12 protein-coding genes are annotated in these 17,338 nt (G+C 73.2%); 5 read left to right on the top strand and 7 right to left on the bottom strand.

What is annotated here, in order from left to right:
• Positions 1-94: 94 nt before the first annotated feature.
• Together LZ495_RS03400 and LZ495_RS03395 are read right to left on the bottom strand one after the other, a co-directional pair.
• Positions 95-3,577: a S8 family serine peptidase gene (locus LZ495_RS03400; protein ID WP_235050311.1), complete on the bottom strand. Its 3,483-nt coding sequence runs from the start codon at positions 3,575-3,577 to the stop codon at positions 95-97.
• Between the two features lie 328 nt (positions 3,578-3,905).
• The gene (locus LZ495_RS03395) at positions 3,906-5,021 is read right to left on the bottom strand and encodes a DUF8094 domain-containing protein (protein WP_235050310.1); all 1,116 of its coding nucleotides are present in this window, start codon (positions 5,019-5,021) and stop codon (positions 3,906-3,908) included.
• Between the two features lie 227 nt (positions 5,022-5,248).
• Between LZ495_RS03395 and efeO the strand changes: the two genes are divergently transcribed.
• Positions 5,249-6,376, top strand: a complete 1,128-nt coding sequence (gene efeO / locus LZ495_RS03390; protein WP_235050309.1) for an iron uptake system protein EfeO — start codon at positions 5,249-5,251, stop codon at positions 6,374-6,376.
• A gap of 115 nt (positions 6,377-6,491) precedes the next feature.
• The gene (gene efeB, locus LZ495_RS03385) at positions 6,492-7,940 is read left to right on the top strand and encodes an iron uptake transporter deferrochelatase/peroxidase subunit (RefSeq protein WP_235050308.1); all 1,449 of its coding nucleotides are present in this window, start codon (positions 6,492-6,494) and stop codon (positions 7,938-7,940) included.
• Here efeB and efeU read toward each other — a convergent pair.
• The 4 genes from efeU to LZ495_RS03365 form a co-directional block, all read right to left on the bottom strand.
• On the bottom strand, positions 7,913-8,815 hold the full coding sequence (efeU, locus tag LZ495_RS03380) for an iron uptake transporter permease EfeU (protein WP_235050307.1): 903 nt from the start codon (positions 8,813-8,815) through the stop codon (positions 7,913-7,915). The two genes, efeB and efeU, sit on opposite strands and share 28 nt — an antisense overlap.
• 282 nt (positions 8,816-9,097) lie before the next feature.
• Positions 9,098-10,369 (bottom strand): HRDC domain-containing protein, encoded by a 1,272-nt coding sequence (locus LZ495_RS03375; RefSeq protein WP_235050306.1) that lies wholly within the window; start codon positions 10,367-10,369, stop codon positions 9,098-9,100.
• A 209-nt stretch (positions 10,370-10,578) separates the two neighbouring features.
• Positions 10,579-11,319: a response regulator transcription factor gene (locus tag LZ495_RS03370; RefSeq protein WP_235050305.1), complete on the bottom strand. Its 741-nt coding sequence runs from the start codon at positions 11,317-11,319 to the stop codon at positions 10,579-10,581.
• 266 nt (positions 11,320-11,585) lie between these two features.
• Entirely contained in the window at positions 11,586-12,185 is a 600-nt protein-coding gene (locus LZ495_RS03365) for a DUF3000 domain-containing protein (protein WP_235050304.1), read from the bottom strand.
• A 101-nt stretch (positions 12,186-12,286) separates the two neighbouring features.
• Between LZ495_RS03365 and hemE the strand changes: the two genes are divergently transcribed.
• Complete coding sequence (gene hemE, locus LZ495_RS03360; RefSeq protein WP_235050303.1) at positions 12,287-13,366, top strand: uroporphyrinogen decarboxylase; 1,080 nt, start codon at positions 12,287-12,289, stop codon at positions 13,364-13,366.
• A 94-nt stretch (positions 13,367-13,460) separates the two neighbouring features.
• On the opposite strand, the gene LZ495_RS03355 is transcribed toward hemE, so the two are convergent.
• Positions 13,461-14,693, bottom strand: a complete 1,233-nt coding sequence (locus LZ495_RS03355) for a DUF4349 domain-containing protein (RefSeq protein ID WP_235050302.1) — start codon at positions 14,691-14,693, stop codon at positions 13,461-13,463.
• A 272-nt stretch (positions 14,694-14,965) separates the two neighbouring features.
• On the opposite strand from LZ495_RS03355, the gene hemG reads away from it, so the two are divergent.
• Together hemG and hemQ are read left to right on the top strand one after the other, a co-directional pair.
• Positions 14,966-16,495 carry a protoporphyrinogen oxidase gene (hemG, locus tag LZ495_RS03350; RefSeq protein ID WP_235050301.1) on the top strand — a complete coding sequence of 510 codons (1,530 nt, stop codon included), beginning with the start codon at positions 14,966-14,968 and terminating at the stop codon, positions 16,493-16,495.
• The gene (hemQ, locus tag LZ495_RS03345) at positions 16,488-17,246 is read left to right on the top strand and encodes a hydrogen peroxide-dependent heme synthase (RefSeq protein WP_235050300.1); all 759 of its coding nucleotides are present in this window, start codon (positions 16,488-16,490) and stop codon (positions 17,244-17,246) included. Before hemG ends, hemQ begins: the two co-directional genes overlap by 8 nt.
• The last annotated feature ends 92 nt before the right edge of the window (positions 17,247-17,338 follow it).

The following is a 17,338-nucleotide window of genomic DNA, read 5'->3' as shown; positions in this document are numbered from 1 at the left end:
CCACGGGCACGGGCTGGGGGAGGGGCAGGGGCCCGGCTGGGGCCGTGGCCGGGCCGCGCCCCCTGCCCGTCGGCAGAGGGCGCGGCCCGGGCCGTTACGCGATCACCTGGTACGCGCGGATCACCGTCACCACCGCGCTGTTCCCGGCTGCGTCCGTCCCCGAGATGCGCAGCGAGACATAGCCCGGAGCGGCGACCCCCGGCACGTTCAGCACCTGGTTGTTCGGCCCGAAGCCGGCCACCTGGGTCCAGGTCTGCCCGTCGTTCGTGGACATCTCCGCCTTGGCCGTGGCCAGGCTCACGTAGCCGTTGCCGAAGCCCGGCTGCGTCTCGAACGGCACCAGGCACATGAGCGGCGTGCCGGTCTTCACCCGGTTGTAGTCGTCGAGCGTGTCCGCACCGCAGATCGTGCGCGGCGCCATGATCGGCAGCGCGGCGGCCTGCGTGCCGGGGGTCGTGGACGTGCCGAACGTCCACGTGGCCCGGACCCGCGGGGAGAGGGTGGAGTAGGCCGTCGTCCGGGATATGTCCGCGTCGACCGTCACGGTGCTCGTCCCGGGCGGCAGCGCGACCTGCATGCCCGCGCCCTGGGTCCAGGGCTGCACGGCGAGTTGCTGCGTCCCGGCTCGGACGGTCACCTTCGAGGACGCGTCCACCGGGCTCAGCGTCTTGCCGCCGCCCCACGAGTCGCCGAAGAAGTCCACCGCCCCGGTGCGCCAGAAGTCGTCGGCGTGGCGCCCCGGTTGCCCGAACGTCAGGACGTCGCCGATGCGCGTGCCGACGGTCTGCGGCAGCACCGGGCCGACCACGGCCGCGCCGCGCACCTGCGACGTGGACGAACCCGGGCTGTAGGACTGGAAGTTGCGGTCCAGCATCGTGTTCGGCTCGCCGCCCGCCGCCTGGATCGAGAACAACGTCCCCCAGGAGATGTCCGGTGCCGCGGTCAGGTATTCGTCGACCCGGTACGGCACGGTGACCGGCGTCGGGAAGCTGATCCGCATCGGCACGCCCTTGTACGCCGCGTCGTGCCCGAGCATCCCGCCGCCGCTCGGCGCCACGCCCTGCGCCTTGTAGCGCCCGGCCAGATGCGCACTGCCGGCCTTCGTGGCCGCGACGCCCGGCACCGACGGCACACCGTTCTCGCGCGCGTCCAGCACCTCGTACCGGTACGGGCTCGACGCGGTCCCGTTCGTCCACGTGGTGCGGTTCAAGTACGTCAGCCCCGGCGCGGCGACCGGCATCACGCGGTTCGTGTGCAGCCCGCCGGTGGCCGACGTGGTGCTGCCCCGGCCGCCGAACCACAGCACCTCGCCGAACGACGGGTGCCGTGCGACGACCGTCTGCGACTCGATCGCGGCGCCCGCGGTGTCCACGGTCACGCCCATCGGCTTCATCTGCCGCGCGTCCACGGTCCAGGCCACCGGGCCCGCCCCCATCGACACCGTGCGGAACGCGAAGTCGAATGCGGTCGTCGCACCGCCCGCGTCCTTCGCGGTCAGCACCGCGCGGGCCAGGTAGTCGAACCCGTCGAGCATGCACGGATCCGCACCCGCGGCGTCCGGCGTGCAGTCCAGCGCACCGTCGACCAGGGTGAAGTTCCGGTACAGGTTGTTGCGGCCGCTGTGCAACAGCACGGTGCCCGAGGCGGGTTGGCCGTTGCGGTCGAGCGCGGTCAGGGTGAGCCGGTGCTTGGCGGGCGCGATGTGCACGGAGACCGGGAAGACGCTGCGTACCTTGCCCGCGGTGTCGGTCGCGGTGACCACCGCCACGTACGTGCCGGGCGGTGCGAGGTCGCCGCGGACCGTGACATCGGCCTTGTACGCCGCACCGGCCGCGAGAGTGGCCTGCGCGGCGGTCATCGCGACCAGGCCCGCGGGCGCGGCGGTGCCCTGCTCGGTGTAGGCCTGCACGCCGAAGTTCAGCGCGGCCGCGGAAGTGCCGCCGTTGAACAGCGTGGTGCCGTTCTGCACGGACTGGCCCGCCGGGTGCGGTGCGGGCACGTTCACCTGGCCCACGAGGTACGGCACGATGTCGCGCTGCAGCGCAGCCCCGATGTCGAGATGCCCCGCGCCCTGCTCGAACACCGTCAGACCGGGCATCGGACGGGCCGACGCGGTCAGCGCGCCCTTGATGTACAGGCTCGCCCAGGACGGGTGCTGCTGCTTGATGAGCGCGGCCGCCCCCGCCGCCACCGGGGTGGCCATCGAAGTGCCGTTCGCCGACGTGTAGTACTGGTCCACCGGGATGCCCATGCCGGTGCCCGCGGCCCGGCCGGCGACGGTGTTGGTGCCGGGCGTGACCAGGTCGGGCTTCGCGAGGTTGTCGAACTTCGTCGGGCCGCGGCCGGAGAACGACGCGATCCCGTCGCCGCCCCGGCCCGCGCCGACGGTCAGCGCCGCGGCCGCGGTACCCGGCGACGTGACCGTGCGGGCGCTCGGCCCGTCGTTGCCCGCGGCGACCACGAACAGCGTCCCCGCGAACAGCGCATAGGAGTTGATGGCGGAGACGATCGGGTCGTCCTTCTGGGCCGGGCCGCCGATGCTGAGGTTGACGATGTGCGCGCCCTGCGTCTGCACCGCCCACTCGATGCCCGCCAGGATCGCCGACTGGGGGCAGCCGGAGTTGCAGATCCGGCCCTGCACGAGCTTGGCTCCGGGCGCGATGCCCTTGTGCCGGCCGCCCGACGCGGCACCGCTGCCCGCGATGATCGTGGAGACGTGCGTGCCGTGGCCGTTCGTGTCGACGATGCCCGCGCCGGTGAAGTCCTTGGCCGCGATCACCACGCCCTGCAGGTCCGGGTGCGTCGGGTCGTACCCCGTGTCGAGCACCGCGACGACGGCCCCCGCACCCGTGTAGCCGGCCGCGGCCGCGGGAGCGGCGTTCACCAGTTTGTCGATCGCGGCGTCCTGCAGCTCGGCCTTGCCGTCCGGCCACAGCTTCGCGGCCTTGCCGCCGCCGAGCGGCGCCCGCGGGTCGCGCTGCCGCGCCGGCGGCTCCGCGCCCACGAGTTCCTGCCACGTACGGGCGGCCTGGGACTTGTCCACGGTCAGCGCGTCGGTGTCGATGCGCGCGAACGACCGGCTCTTCGCCATGCCCCGCGGCGGCGCCGCATCGGCCGCGACACCGGCCGGCCGCCGGGCCAGCACCGGCAGGACCGCGGTACTGGCGTCGTCGTAGCCCCACGCGATGAGTTGCGTGACGTCGAAGAACCCCGGGGCGATCTTCCCGGCGGCCACGGCCGCGACCGCGTCCGCGGGGAGCACGGCGATGCCGCGCTCGTCGTCGACCACGGTGAACGCCACATCCTGGCGCCCGGGCCCCGGCGCGACCTGGGCGGTCCGCCGTCCGCCGACCGTGCGCACGGTGACCTTGTCGCCGGTGATGAGCGTGACGGTCGCATCGCGGACCGGGTCCGCGGCGGGGCGGTCCCCGCTCAGGACGCCGAGCGACGACACCACCGCGGGGTCCGGCGCGCCCGGCGGCGCGGGGTCCGCGGCCAGTGCGGGTAACGGCGCCGCCAGCAGGGCCAGGAAGCCGGCGGCCGCCCCAGCGGCCTTCGTCCGACCGGATATTCGCATGTGCTTCCTCTCGCCCGGGCACCGAACGTGCCGGGGACGTTCCGGGAACGTGCAGGGAAGCGGCGCACCGAGCCCGCCCGGGCACCGCCGTGAGGTCTGTGCGTGGGGCAAGGTGACGCAGGTGGAGCAGGCGCTGCGACAGCGCGCCAGCAATCTGACATACAGTCAGTTCGGCTACAAGACGGAGGGGTTGGCGCCGCGCGACGCGGACCTTCCGGTGGGCGGAGCGCACGCATCCGCGGCTTTTCGCCGGTCGGAACACGCGAACATGCGCCGCACGAACGGGGCACGGTCCGCTTCGAATCAGCGGCCGGATCAGCGCTCCGGGTCAGCGGGCCGGCGTCGAGGAGTAGTCGAGCGGGTAGGTCACGCCCGCCATGATGTCCGGCTTGCTCACTGTGTTCCCGCTCGGCGGGATGTGGATGAAGTCCATGCTGATGTTCGTGTCGACCCAGCCGGTGATCTTCTCGCCGGGGACGTCGTCGAGGTAGCGGCTCTTGCCTTCCTGCACGATGGCTCCGTAGCCGGGCCGGACGTTCACCTTCCAGCGGTTCTCGCGCACGCACGGCACCAGCGCCCCGCCGTCGGTGGTCCGCCAGACCGGTCCCACGGCGTCCGTCCTGGGCTTGACGGTGAGTTCGTTGGAGAGCCCCTGGCTCCGCTCCTCGGCGATGTACTCGGCGATCTTGGACTCCTCGTCGAGGAGGTTCGGTCCCCATTGGCCGGGTTCGAGCCGGCGGGCGCCGCGCTGCTCGATGAGCGCTGCGCAGGTGCCCGCCGGGTCGGCGGCCAGACCGCTGCCGCCCGCGGCCGCGTCGATCGTCTCCGCGGTGCCCTTGTCCTTGCGGATGCCGGGGAGGATCAGGCCCTCTTGGACATGCGAGAGCATGGCCAGCTTCCACACCGGCTCGGCCGCGGTCTTGCGGAACACCGCGAAGATTTCGGTGCCGTCGCTGTCGCGGCCGCTCACCGCGAACCAGTTGTCCCCGCCGGGCGCCGGAGCGGGCCGCAGGACCTCGGGGGACCGGAGCGTGCCGATGAGGGGGCCGTCCAGTCGGAACCTCGGCTTCGCCAGCCGCCAACTCGCCTTGACCAGCGACAGCATGGGATCGGCCAGAAGCTTGGCCGCGGCGGCCTCGTCGAGCCCGCCGGACGGGGTGGCCGCCGAGATGTCCACCCTGGCGAGGATCGCCAGCGCCTCGGCATCCGACGGCGATCCGGCAGGCGAGGGCGAAGCGGTGGCCGACGGGCTCTTGGTGCCGTCCGGCTTGCGGGTCGCGGGTCCCGGTGCGGCGGACGCCTCCGGGACGGCCGTGGCGGTGCGCTCCGCCGACGCCGCCTCGACCGCCTTGCCGGCCGGGCCGCCGAGACCGCAGCCGGACAGTGTGAGAGTGAGCACGGCGGCGACGGCCGTACCTGCGGCGGTGAACGTGCGCCGGTGCATGGAATCCCCCCGTGACCTGGTCGGATGGGGATCTTCGCACGGCCGTCCGAACCGGGAGTGAGCGGGGGCCGAGTAGCGGCCGGGCGCGGCCGGGGGCGGGGTTGCCCATTCTTTACTGAGCTCTGGTGACCCCATGGGGTGCCGCTGACAGAATTCAGCGAAGGCTTGGCTTACTTAGCCTCGCCTTACCTTAATTTCGCTTTTCCTGTCCCCGCTGGAGCGTTCCCATGCCTGCCGTCCGCCGTTCGTTCGCCGTCATAGCCGGGACCGCCGTCCTGGCCGTTCCGGCCCTCGCCGCGTGCAGCAGCGACTCCGGCGGCGGCGACGCCGTCAAGGTCGTCGCGAGCGACAAGAAGTGCGAGGTCGCCAAGACCGAGTGGGCGCCGGGCAAGAACACCCTGAAGGTGTCCAACAAGGGCAGCCAGGTCACCGAGGTGTACGTCTACGCCCAGGGCGACCGCATCGTGACCGAGCGGGAGAACATCGGCCCCGGTACCTCGGTCGAGATCACCTTCGACATCAAGGCCGGCGACTACGAGGTCGCCTGCAAGCCCGGCATGAAGGGCGACGGCATCCGGCAGACCGTCAAGGTGTCCGGCGTCGCCTCGGAGAAGCCGCTCGACCCGCGCCTGGCCAAGGCGGTCGCGGACTACCGCGCCTACGTGCAGGCCCAGGTCGACAACGGCCTGCCGCTGGTCGAGCAGTTCGCCGCCGCGGTCAAGGCCGGCGACACCGCCAAGGCCAAGGACCTGTACGCGAAGTCCCGCTACGGCTGGGAGAGCATCGAGCCGGTCGCGGAGAGCTTCGGCGACCTCGACCCCAAGATGGACGTGCGCGAGGCCGACCTGGAGCCGAACCAGGAGTTCACCGGCTGGCACCGCCTCGAGAAGACGCTCTGGACCACCGGCACCCTCACCGCCGAGGACGGCAAGTACGCCGACCAGCTGCTGGCCGACTACAAGGACCTGCAGGCCAAGGTCGGCACCGCCGAGATCACCCCGACCTCGATCGCCAACGGCGCCAAGGAACTCCTCGACGAGGTCGCGACCGGCAAGGTCACCGGCGAGGAAGAGGCGTTCAGCCACACCGACCTGGTCGACTTCGACGGCAACGTGGTCGGCGCCAAGAAGGCGTTCGAGCTGCTCAAGCCGGTCGTCCAGGAGAAGGACGCGGCGCTGGCCACGCAGCTCGCCGCCGAGTTCGCCAAGATCGAGGCCGAACTGGCCAAGTACAAGAAGGGCGACGGCTACGTCTCCTACGAGACGGTCGGCGAGCCGCAGCGCAAGGAGCTGTCGGACGCCGTCAACGCCCTCGCCGAGCCGCTGTCCAAGCTCGCCGCCGCGGTCGCCCAGTAGCCGGACACCACCGGCAGCGCCCGTACGCCAAGAACCGGGGACCGCAGGCACGGCACCGTCTGCCTGCGGTCCCCGCCCGCGCGTCCGGGACCCGAAGCCCCGAAGGGAGTACCCGATGACCGGAGAGCCGGAGAACACGGACGCCGCGGCCGAGCCGACCAGCGGACCGGCGGCCGAGCCGACGAGCGAGCAGGCAAGCGAGCAGGCAAGCGAGCCGAAGGACAAGCCGACGGATGAACCGAAGGCCGAGCCCGCGGACGAGACATCCGCCCAGACCCAGGCCCAGGCCCCGGCCGGCGAGGCCGCCGAGGCGGACGACCGCTCCGGCGGGGTCAGCCGCCGTGCGCTCATCGGCTGGACCGGCGGCGCGCTCGCGGTCGGGGCCGGCGCGGCCGGCGGTGTGGCCGCTGCCGTGACCACCGCCGACGACGGGCCCGCCGCGAACCGGGTGACCACCGAGGCGGTGCCCTTCGAGGGCGAGCACCAGGCGGGCATCAGCACGCCTGTCCAGGACCGCCTGCACTTCGTCGCGTTCGACGTGGTCACCGACGACCGCGCCAAGCTCGTCCGGCTCCTGCAGCAGTGGACCGCCGCGGCCCGGGCCATGACGCAGGGTCAGGCGGTCGGCAAGGGCGCCGTCGACGGCATCCCGGAGGCCCCGCCGGACGACACCGGCGAGGCGATCGGCCTGCCCGCCGCCAACCTGACGCTCACCATCGGCTTCGGCCCCTCGCTGTTCGTCAAGGACAACAAGGACCGGTTCGGCATCGCGGCCAAGCGCCCGGTCGCCCTCGCCGAACTGCCGCCGTTCCCCGCGGACAACCTCGACCCGGCCCGCTCCGGCGGCGACATCTGCATCCAGGCGTGCGCGGACGACCCGCAGGTCGCCGTGCACGCCATCCGCAACCTGGCGCGCATCGGCTTCGGCACGGTCGCGGTGCGGTGGTCGCAGCTGGGCTTCGGCAAGACGTCCTCGACGACCCCGCACGCGCAGACCCCGCGCAACCTCTTCGGCTTCAAGGACGGCACCCGCAACATCGCGGGCGACGACACCAAGCGGCTCGACGAGCATGTGTGGGCCCGCGCCGAGGACGGCGCCGACTGGATGGCCGGCGGCTCGTACCTGGTGGCCCGCCGGATCCGCATGCACATCGAGACGTGGGACCGCACCCCGCTCGGCGAGCAGGAGGACATCATCGGCCGCAACAAGGGCGAAGGCGCCCCGTTCGGCGCCGCCGCGGAGCACGACGACGTGCCGCTCAAGGCACTCAAGGAGGACGCGCACGTCCGCCTGTCGCACCCGGACAGCAACGACGGCGTGACCATCCTGCGCCGCGGCTACTCCTTCGTGGACGGCTCGGACGGGCTCGGGCGCCTCGACGCCGGCCTGTTCTTCCTCGCCTACCAGCGCGACCCGCGCCGCGGGTTCGTCCCGCTGCAGCAGAAGCTCGCCGCGCAGGACTCCCTGAACGAGTACATCCAGCACGTCGGGTCCGCGCTGTTCGCGTGCCCGCCCGGGGTGCGGGCCGCGGACGACTACTGGGGCAGGGCGCTGTTCGCCTGACCGCCGGCCGCGGGCGCGGCCGACGAAGTGGACGAAGTGGATGAAGACGAGGGCGGGGCTGCGGCGGCGGCCCCGCCCTTCGGCTTGTGGAACAGGAAGATCGCCATGACCGGGACCAGGTAGGCGGTCCACACGATGCACTGGGCGACCGACGGGTTCGGCTGGAAGTTGAAGACGCCCTTGAGCAGCGTCCCGTACCAGCTGGCCGGCTCGATGGTCTCGGACACGTCGAAGGCCCGGTCGTTCAGGCCCGGCAGGAACTCGGCCTCCTGCAGGTCGTGCACTCCGTACGCGAGCACGCCCGCCGCGACCACGATCAGGGCCCCGCCGGTCCACGTGAAGAACCGCGCCAGGTTCAGCCGCACCGCGCCCTTGTAGAAGAAGTACGCGAAGACCACCGCGGTGGCGATGCCCAGCGCGACGCCGATCAGCGGGTCGGTGCCGTCCTCGGTGGCGCGCACCGCGGTCCACACGAACAGCGCGGTCTCCAGGCCCTCGCGGCCCACCGCCAGGAATGCGGTCAGCACCAGCGCGCCGGTGCCCATCGCGAGGGCGGCGTCCAACTTGCCGTGCAGCTCCGCCTTCAGGTGCCGCGCGGTCTTGCGCATCCAGAAGACCATCCAGGTCACCAGGACCACCGCGACGATCGACAGCGTGCCGCCGAACAGCTCCTGCTGCTCGAAGGTCATCTCGGCCGAGGTGAACTCCAGGAACGCGCCGAACCCGAGGCTCAGCGCCACCGCGACCGCCACGCCGCCCCACACCGGCGGCAGCCGGTCGCTGCGCCCGCTCTTGACCAGGTAAGCCACGAGGATGCTGACCACGAGGGCGGCTTCGAGGCCCTCACGCAGGCCTATCAGGTAGTTGGCGAACACCGCGGTACTCCTCGGCGCACCGGGTCGGCGCGCATGCAGACAGGTGCAATGGTGGGGTGGAAATTAGGCAAGCCTCACCAAAGCACCGCCGGGGATCGCGCGTCAATGCGCAAAGCCCCGCCAGGCCGTGACGCCACGTCAAATGTTCGGAAAGCCGAGACCAAGAGGACGTAGGGCCGGTGCGGCAAGGCGGTTCCGCCGCTCGTCGGCGCCCTGCGCGCGCAAACGCCGCGGCCCGGCGGTTCGAGGCCGCCGGGCCGTATGCGGGTTGCGGACGTGACGCTATGACTCGGGGCTTCCGTTGGCGCTCGGGCCGTGCGCGGCGATGCGCAGGAAGGCGCCGGACAGGGCCGGCGCGGTCAGGCGGATCTGCCATTCGCGGGCCCCCTGCGCCCGCAGCGCCGCGGCGACCGCATCCGCCGACGGAGCCGACGGCGGCGTCCACGACAGCCTGCGGACCGCGTCCGGGGCGAGGAGGTTCTCGGTGGGCAGGCCGTGCTCGTCGGCGATGGCCGCGACCGCCGTCTTGGCGGCCGTCAGGCGCTCGGCCGCGGCCGGGTCCTTGTCGCCCCACGCGCGCGCCGGCGGCGGCCCCTCGTGCGGCAGCGTGGACGGCGGCAGCCGGTCGTCCGGCACCGCGCGCCCCGCCTCGATGGCGGCCAGCCACGCGGCCGCCTGGCGGCGGCTGTCCCGGCCGGTGAAGCCGGGCAGCGCCATCAGCGCGGACACCGAAGCGGGCCCGGCCAGCGCGGCCTCGACGATCGCGGTGTCCGGGATCACCCGGCCGGGCGACACGTCCTTGGTCCGGGCGATCTTGTCGCGGGCCTCCCACAGCGCCCGCACGATCGCCAGCTGGCGGCGCCGGCGTACCCGGTGCAGCCCGGACGTGCGGCGCCACGGGTCCACCCGCGGCGAAGGCGGCGGCGCCGCGGCGATGGCCGCGAACTCCTCCAGCGCCCAGTCCAGCTTGCCCTGCTCGGCCAGCACCTCTTCGAGCCGGTCGCGCAGCTCGACCAGCACCTCGACGTCGAGCGCGGCATAGCGCAGCCACGGCTCGGGCAGCGGGCGCGTCGACCAGTCGACCGCCGAGTGGCCCTTCTCCAGCGAGAAGCCGAGGACCGTCTCCACCATCGCGCCCAGGCCGACCCGCGGGTACGCGGCCAGCCGGCCGGCGAGCTCGGTGTCGAAGATGCGCCCGGGCACCATGCCGACCTCGGCCAGGCACGGCAGGTCCTGCGAGGCAGCGTGCAGCACCCACTCGGCATCGGCGATCGCGGCCCCCAGCTCGGACAGGTCCGGACAGGCGATCGGGTCGATCAAGGCCGTGCCGGCTCCCGCGCGGCGCAGCTGGATCAGGTAGGCGCGCTGGCCGTACCGGTAGCCCGACGCCCGTTCGGCGTCCACGGCCACGGGACCGTCGCCCGAGGCGAAGGCCGCGACCGTCCCGGCGAGGGTGTCGGCATCCGCCACGACCGGCGGGACGCCCTCGCGGGGTGCCAGCAGAGGGACCGGCGCCGGCTGTTCGGAAACGGTTTGTTCGAAAGCGTCGGTCACCTTTACAAAATACGCCGAAACCCCGGCAGGCGATGACGCTGCCTGCCGGGGTGCCGGTGAGTCTGCCCGGTTTGATGCGATACGGCCGGGCGGTCGGACCCGGGAATTCCCGGATCGGCCCGGTCGTGTCGCGGAGCGCGGGCCGAAAGGCCCCGAAAGGCCGCGGCGCAGGACGCGCCGCGGCCCCGGGAAAGAAGCCGTGCGTCGGGTCAGCTGATGATCCCCGCGCGAAGCGCGAGGGCCACCATGCCGGCCCGGTCGCCGGTGCCCATCTTGCGCGCGATGCGCGCCAGGTGGCTCTTCACGGTCAGCGCGGACAGGCCCATCGCCTGGCCGATCGCCTTGTTGGACCGGCCTTCGGCGACCAGTCGCAGCACCTCGATCTCGCGGGCCGACAGCTCGCGGCAGCCCGAGGTGGGGTCGGTCCCGTTGTGCTCGGGACGCAGTCGTTGAGCGGCGGACATGCCCGCCATACCGTTGATGCCCGCCTGCCGTGCGTGTCCCGGAGTCAATCCCGCCCGCGCACCTGTCACGACGTAGCCCCGCACTCCCGCGGCGAGCGCGGATCGTACGGCGCCGATGTCGTCGGCAGCGGAGAGCGCCAGACCGTTCGGCCAGCCGCAGGCCCGCATCTCAGTGAGCAGGGCCAGGCCGGAACCGTCGGGCAGGTGCACGTCGGCGATGCACAGATCGCGCGGCGTGCCGGCACGGGATCGAGCCTCGGCGATGGTGGACGTCCCGACGACGTCGCGCACCCCGAGGGCCCACAGGTGGCGGATGACGGCGTCGCGGACCCGGGGGTCCGCGACGACGCCGCGCCCCCCCCCGGGGCCCCCGTGGGGGGGTAGCCCGCCGCCCCGCCCCGGGGGGCCCGCGCCGACGACCATCGCCGTGGGCTTGGACGAACGGTAGGCGAGCAGGTTTGCGGGGTGATCGAGAAGTACCGACACCGGGCCTCCTGCGCAGTGATCGCGATTCCCGAGAAGCGTTCGTTGCTTGCTCCATCGGGGTGGTCACTGTGTCCTTCGGCAGATCCGGCCTCGGCCTTTAGGCGGAAGATCAAATCCGTTATAGAACGCTTTGCCCGCGAGCGAAGCACCGCACATCGGACAACCCCCTGGTGCCGTCCCGCGGGCGCCCCGGACACGCCGACGCCCCCGCAGGGCGATGCGGGGGCGTCCGGTCCGTGACCGGCAGGGCGAACGGTACGCCGGGGTCAGCGGTCGCGCACCGCGGGCCGCGACGGCATCGGCACCACGCCGCTCTCGCCGCCGGAGGCCAGCGGCGGCAGCCCGGCGCACGTGCACAGCAAGTCGAGCCAGGCCTGCATGTGCGGCGCGAAGTCGTCGCCGACCGGAGTCCACGACGCGCGGATCTCGATCTCGGTCCGGGCGATCTGGCCTTCCAGGCCGCCGAAGCCCTGCGAGGTGGCCCGGCTGACCGTGCCGCTCGGCGCCGCGTACTGCGCGCCGTGCAGGTGCAGCGCCTCGGTCAGCCACGTCCAGCCGACCTCGGGCAGCAGCGGATCAGTGGCCATCTCCGGTTCCAGCTCGGCACGCGACATCGTGACGAAGCGGAACGTGCCCTCCCACGCCTCGTGCCCGCCCGGATCGTGCAGCAGCACGATCCGGCCGCCGCCCAACTCCTCGTCGTCCACCACGACCTCGGCGGAGAACGCCGCGGAGAAAGGCGCCAGGTTGCGCGGGCGCGGCATGTCCTCCAGCTCGATCTCCGGACGCAGCGACGCCGCTCGCATCTGCTCCACCGCGCGGCGGAACTCCGCGGGCTCCTCGGTCTCGCCGACTGCTGCTGCCATGTCCGGCAGCGTATGTGCGGGGCCGCGACCAGCCGAGGAGGCGCGCGGGCCTTGGCACCAAGGACCGGGACCATGTCCGGCAGTCTGCGAGGATGGGCCATGTGACTGACCCGCGTACCCCTGGCCCGACGCCTTCCGCCGCCCCGTCCGCAGCCGTCCGCGACTCGGCCTTCCTGCGCGCCTGCCGACGCGAACCGGTGCCGCACACTCCGGTGTGGTTCATGCGCCAGGCCGGCCGCTCGCTGCCCGAGTACCGCAAGCTGCGCGAGGGCATCGCGATGCTCGACTCGTGCATGATGCCGGACCTCATCACCGAGATCACGCTGCAGCCGGTGCGCCGCCACAAGGTCGACGCGGCCATCTTCTTCAGCGACATCGTGGTGCCGCTCAAGGCCATCGGCATGGACCTCGACATCAAGCCCGGCGTCGGCCCCGTCGTCGCCCAGCCGATCCGGTCGAAGGCCGACCTGGCGCAGCTGCGCGACCTGACCCCCGAGGACGTCCCGTACGTCACCGAGGCGGTGAAGCAGCTGACCGCCGAGCTCGGCGGCACGCCGCTCATCGGCTTCGCGGGCGCGCCGTTCACCCTGGCGAGCTACCTCGTCGAGGGCGGCCCGTCCAAGAACCACGAGTTCACCAAGGCCATGATGTACGGCGAGCCCGAGCTGTGGGCCGCCCTGCTGGACCGGCTGGCCGACATCACCTCGCAGTTCCTCAAGGTGCAGATCGAGGCGGGCGCCTCGGCGGTGCAGCTGTTCGACTCGTGGGCGGGCGCGCTCTCGATCGCGGACTACCGCGCGTCGGTCATGCCGGCCAGCGCGAAGGTCCTCGCGTCGGTGGCGTCGTACGACGTCCCGCGCATCCACTTCGGGGTCGGCACCGGCGAACTGCTCGGCGCGATGGGCGAGGCCGGCGCGGACGTCGTGGGCGTGGACTGGCGCATCCCGCTGGACGACGCGGTCCGCCGCATCGGCCCCGGCAAGGCGGTCCAGGGCAACCTGGACCCGGCGGTGCTGTTCACCCCGGACGCGACCCTGCGCGCGAAGGCCGACGAGGTCCTCGCCGCCGGACGCGCCGCGGAAGGCCACATCTTCAACCTCGGGCACGGCGTTCTGCCCAACACCGACCCGGAGCGGCTGACCGCCCTGGTCGAGCACGTGCACAGCGCCTCGGCGCGCTGACCGGCATACGCGGAGCGCCCCGGACGGATCTCGAATCCGTCCGGGGCGCTCCGCGTTTCGGCCTGCTCGGTCCGCAGCGCGGCCGACGACGCGGTTACGGGAAGCGGGGGCCGGGACCGGAGCCGTCGTCCTCGTCCGCCTCGTACGCGGGCGCAGAGTAGGGGTCCGGGTCGGGCTCGGCGGGGTCGGGCCCAGGGGCAGGGTCGGACTCGGAGGCGGGGCCTCGCGGCCGGCTCGCCCAAGGCGTGACTTCTTCCTCGCGGCTCTGCCGGAGCTCGGTCCACCGCCGGCCCAGCGCGACCGTCGGCCGCTTGCCGAACCGGCCCAGCACCAGCCACAGGACGACGCCCAGCACGGCGAACGGCAGTACCGCGGCCAGCACGATGAGGATGATCCGGACCGTCTCGTAGAACGCGTGCCAGCCGCCCTTCAGCGCGCCGTACACCGACTCGACGAAGCCGTCCTCGTCCTTCTTCTCCTTCTTCGCCTCGGCCGGCGGTGCCGGAGGCGGGTCGGCGACCGGACGCGACTTCACGGTGAGCACGATGGTCGCCAGGTCGGACTGCGCGATGAGCGTCTGCTGCCGCTTCATGAGCGATTCGAGGTCCGCCTCGCGCCGCGTCAACTCCGCCTCGATCGACACGATTTCGGTGAGCGACGTGGCCTTGGCGAGCAGGTCGCGGACCCGCGCGACGCTCTTGCGCTGGGTCTCGATGCGGCTTTCCACATCGATCACCTGCTCGGTGATGTCGGTCGCGGTGCGCGTGCGCGAGAGGACCGTGCCCAGCGTGGAGAGCCGGTCCAGCGCCGCATCGAACTGCGCGGGTGGCACCTTCAGGGTCACCTGCGAACTGATCACCGAGAACGTCTCGGTGCGGGCCGGCGTGCCCTTCGCCGGGTCGGCCGGATGCGTGATCGTGCGCGGCGTGCGGGTGGTCTGCTCGCCGCTCACCATGCCGCCCATGCCGATCGCCGTGGCGCGGGCGTGGCCGGACGCCACCTCGGGGTCGTCGGCCTCCAGTTCGACCCCGGCGGCCAGGATCATCCGGCGCGGCACCACGGCCGGGTCCGCCTGCTTGTTGCCGGGGGCGCCGGTGCTGCCCGCGCTCGCTTCCGGTGCCGGCGCGCCCGTCGCCTTCGGCGCCGCCGCGCCGGTGCCCTGCGGCACGGCGTTCGGCTTCTCGGGACCCGCAGCCCCATACGTGGCCCCGGCCCCGGCCCTGGCCCCCGAGTCGCTCGAATTCTTGTCGTCGCCGCTGCTGCACGCGCCGAGCAGCAGGACCAGACTCGCCGCCGCCGTCGCGGCAGCTGTTCTGCGCCTCAACATGCGCTCCCCCCAAGGCTGTTGTCCGGCCGCGGATGCGTACCGGAGGGCTATGTGACGGGAAGCCTCTCCGAACGGTTCCGGCCACGGGAGCACCGCGACGTAAACGTGTCCGTATCGACCGCCCGGCGTTTCCGGAACGACGGCAGCCCGTGACCCGGCCGAGCACCGCCCGTGACCTGCGCCGATATCGGGGCCGTGAGCGACCCGGCGGCGGCGCCGCGGCCGCCGGGTCGCACCCCGGGCCCGCCGAGCCGCCGTGAGACAGTGGCTGCATGCGTTCGACCACCGGCGAGCCGGCCCATTCCGGATCATCCGCAGTGCCTGGGACACGGCATGTCGTCGTCATCGGAGGCGGCATCTCGGGACTGGCCGCGGCCGAGGCGCTGTGCCGGGAAGGCGGCCCCGGCGTCCGCGTGACCGTGCTGGAGGGCTCGCCGCGTGTGGGCGGCAAGCTGTCCGCGGTCGAGATCGCCGGCGTACCGGTCGACGAGGGCGCCGAGTCGATGCTCGCCCGCCGCCCCGAAGGCGCCGATCTCGCCCGCTCGGTCGGCCTCGGCGCCGAACTGCAGCCGCCCGCCACCGCGTCCGCGACGCTGTGGACGCGCGGCGCGCTGCGGCCCATGCCGCGCGGCCACGTGATGGGCGTACCCGGCGACCTGACCTCGCTGGCCGCGTCCGGGGTGCTCTCCGCGGCCGGCCTCGCACGGCTGCCGATGGACCACGCGCTCGCTCCGCACCCGTACGAAGACGACGTCACGGTCGGCAAGTTCGTCGCCGCGCGGCTCGGCCACGAAGTGGTCGACCGGCTCGTGGAACCGCTGCTCGGCGGCGTCTACGCGGGCGACGCGTACGCCATCTCGCTGGCCGCCGCGGTGCCGCAGCTCGTACCGGTCGCCCGCGGCGGCGGCTCCCTGCTCGCCGGCGTCCGCGAACTGGTCGACCGCGCCCCCGATCCGGCCACCGCAGGACCGGTCTTCACCGGCATCGCCGGCGGCATCGGCCGGCTGCCCCTCGCCACCGCCGAGGCCGTCGAGGCGAGCGGCCGTGGCACGGTCCGCACCCGCGCCACGGTCCGCGCCCTGAACCGCACCCCGGACGGCTGGCAGGTCGTCGTCGGCGACACCCGCAGCCCCGAGCTGCTCGACGCCGACGCGGTCGTCGTCGCCGTCCCGGCCGCCCCCGCCGCCCGCCTGCTGGCCCCGCACTCGCACGTGGCCGCGGTGGAACTCGGCTCCATCGAGTACGCGGGCATGGCCATCGTGACCATGGCCTTCCGGCGCGCCGACCTGGCACATGCGCTGCCCGGCAGCGGATTCCTGGTCCCGCCCGTCGACGGCCGCCGCATCAAGGCCAGCACCTTCGCGAGCAACAAGTGGGGCTGGATCGACCAGGCCGGACCCGACACCTTCGTGCTGCGCACCTCGCTCGGCCGGGCCGGCGAAGAGGCCGTGCTGCAGCGCGACGACGCCGACCTGGTCGCCGATTCGCTCGCCGACCTGCACGACGCGGTCGGCATCGCCGCGGCGCCGCTGGAGACGCGCGTCACCCGCTGGGGCGGCGGCCTCCCGCAGTACGCGATCGGCCACCTCGGGCGCGTCGCCTGCGTCGAGGACGCCGTGGAACGGCTGCCCGGTCTGGAGGTGTGCGGCGCGGCCTACCACGGCGTCGGCATCCCGGCCTGCATCGCGAGCGGCCGCCGCGCCGCGGCCGGGGTCCTGGCCGCGCTGTCCGACGCGGCCCGCGACACCCGCCCCGGCGTGCGGGTCCGCGGGGCGGAAGAGGGACAATCGGTCCATGACTGACGCCACCACGCAGGACCCCACGCAGGACCCGGACATTCCCCAGACCGCCGTCGAGCAGGTGCCGCCGCGCCGCAAGGCCCGCGACCTGAACGCGGTCATCCGCTACACCATGTGGTCGGTCTTCCGGCTGCGCGGCCCGCTGCCCGACGACCGGGCGGCCCTCGCGATCGAGGTCGAGTCGCTCTTCGAGCAGCTGCTCGACAAGGACGTGGTGGTCCGCGGCACGTACGACGTCTCGGGGCTGCGTGCCGACGCCGACGTGATGATCTGGTGGCACGCGGAGTCCTCCGACGAACTCCAGGAGGCGTACAACCTGTTCCGCCGCACCGCGCTGGGCCGCGAGCTCGAGCCGGTGTGGTCGAACATGGCGCTGCACCGCCCCGCCGAGTTCAACAAGAGCCACATCCCGGCGTTCCTGGCCGAGGAGACGCCGCGCAACTACGTCGCGGTCTACCCGTTCGTCCGGTCGTACGAGTGGTACCTCCTGGAGGACGCCGAGCGCCGCCGCCTGCTCGCCGAGCACGGCCAGATGGCCCGCGGCTACCCCGACGTGCGCGCCAACACCGTGCCGTCGTTCGCGCTCGGCGACTACGAGTGGATCCTGGCCTTCGAGGCCGACGAGCTGTACCGCATCGTCGACCTCATGCGGCACCTGCGCGGCTCCGAGACGCGCCGCCACGTGCGCGAGGAGGTCCCGTTCTACACGGGCCGCCGCCGCCCGGTCGGCGAGCTGCTGGCGGGCCTGGCCTGACGCAGGCCGACGTACACCCGACGGACGCCTGACGTGCGTATCGGCGGGCCGCCCCGGTGCGGGGCGGCCCGCCGTCCGCCCATCGCCAGGTC

It is taken from the genome of Yinghuangia soli, assembly GCF_021502675.1.
GTDB classification, from domain to species: domain Bacteria; phylum Actinomycetota; class Actinomycetes; order Streptomycetales; family Streptomycetaceae; genus Yinghuangia; species Yinghuangia soli.
The sequence above is the reverse complement of the archived record's forward strand: the minus strand, read 5'-3'. Positions and strand labels throughout refer to the sequence as shown.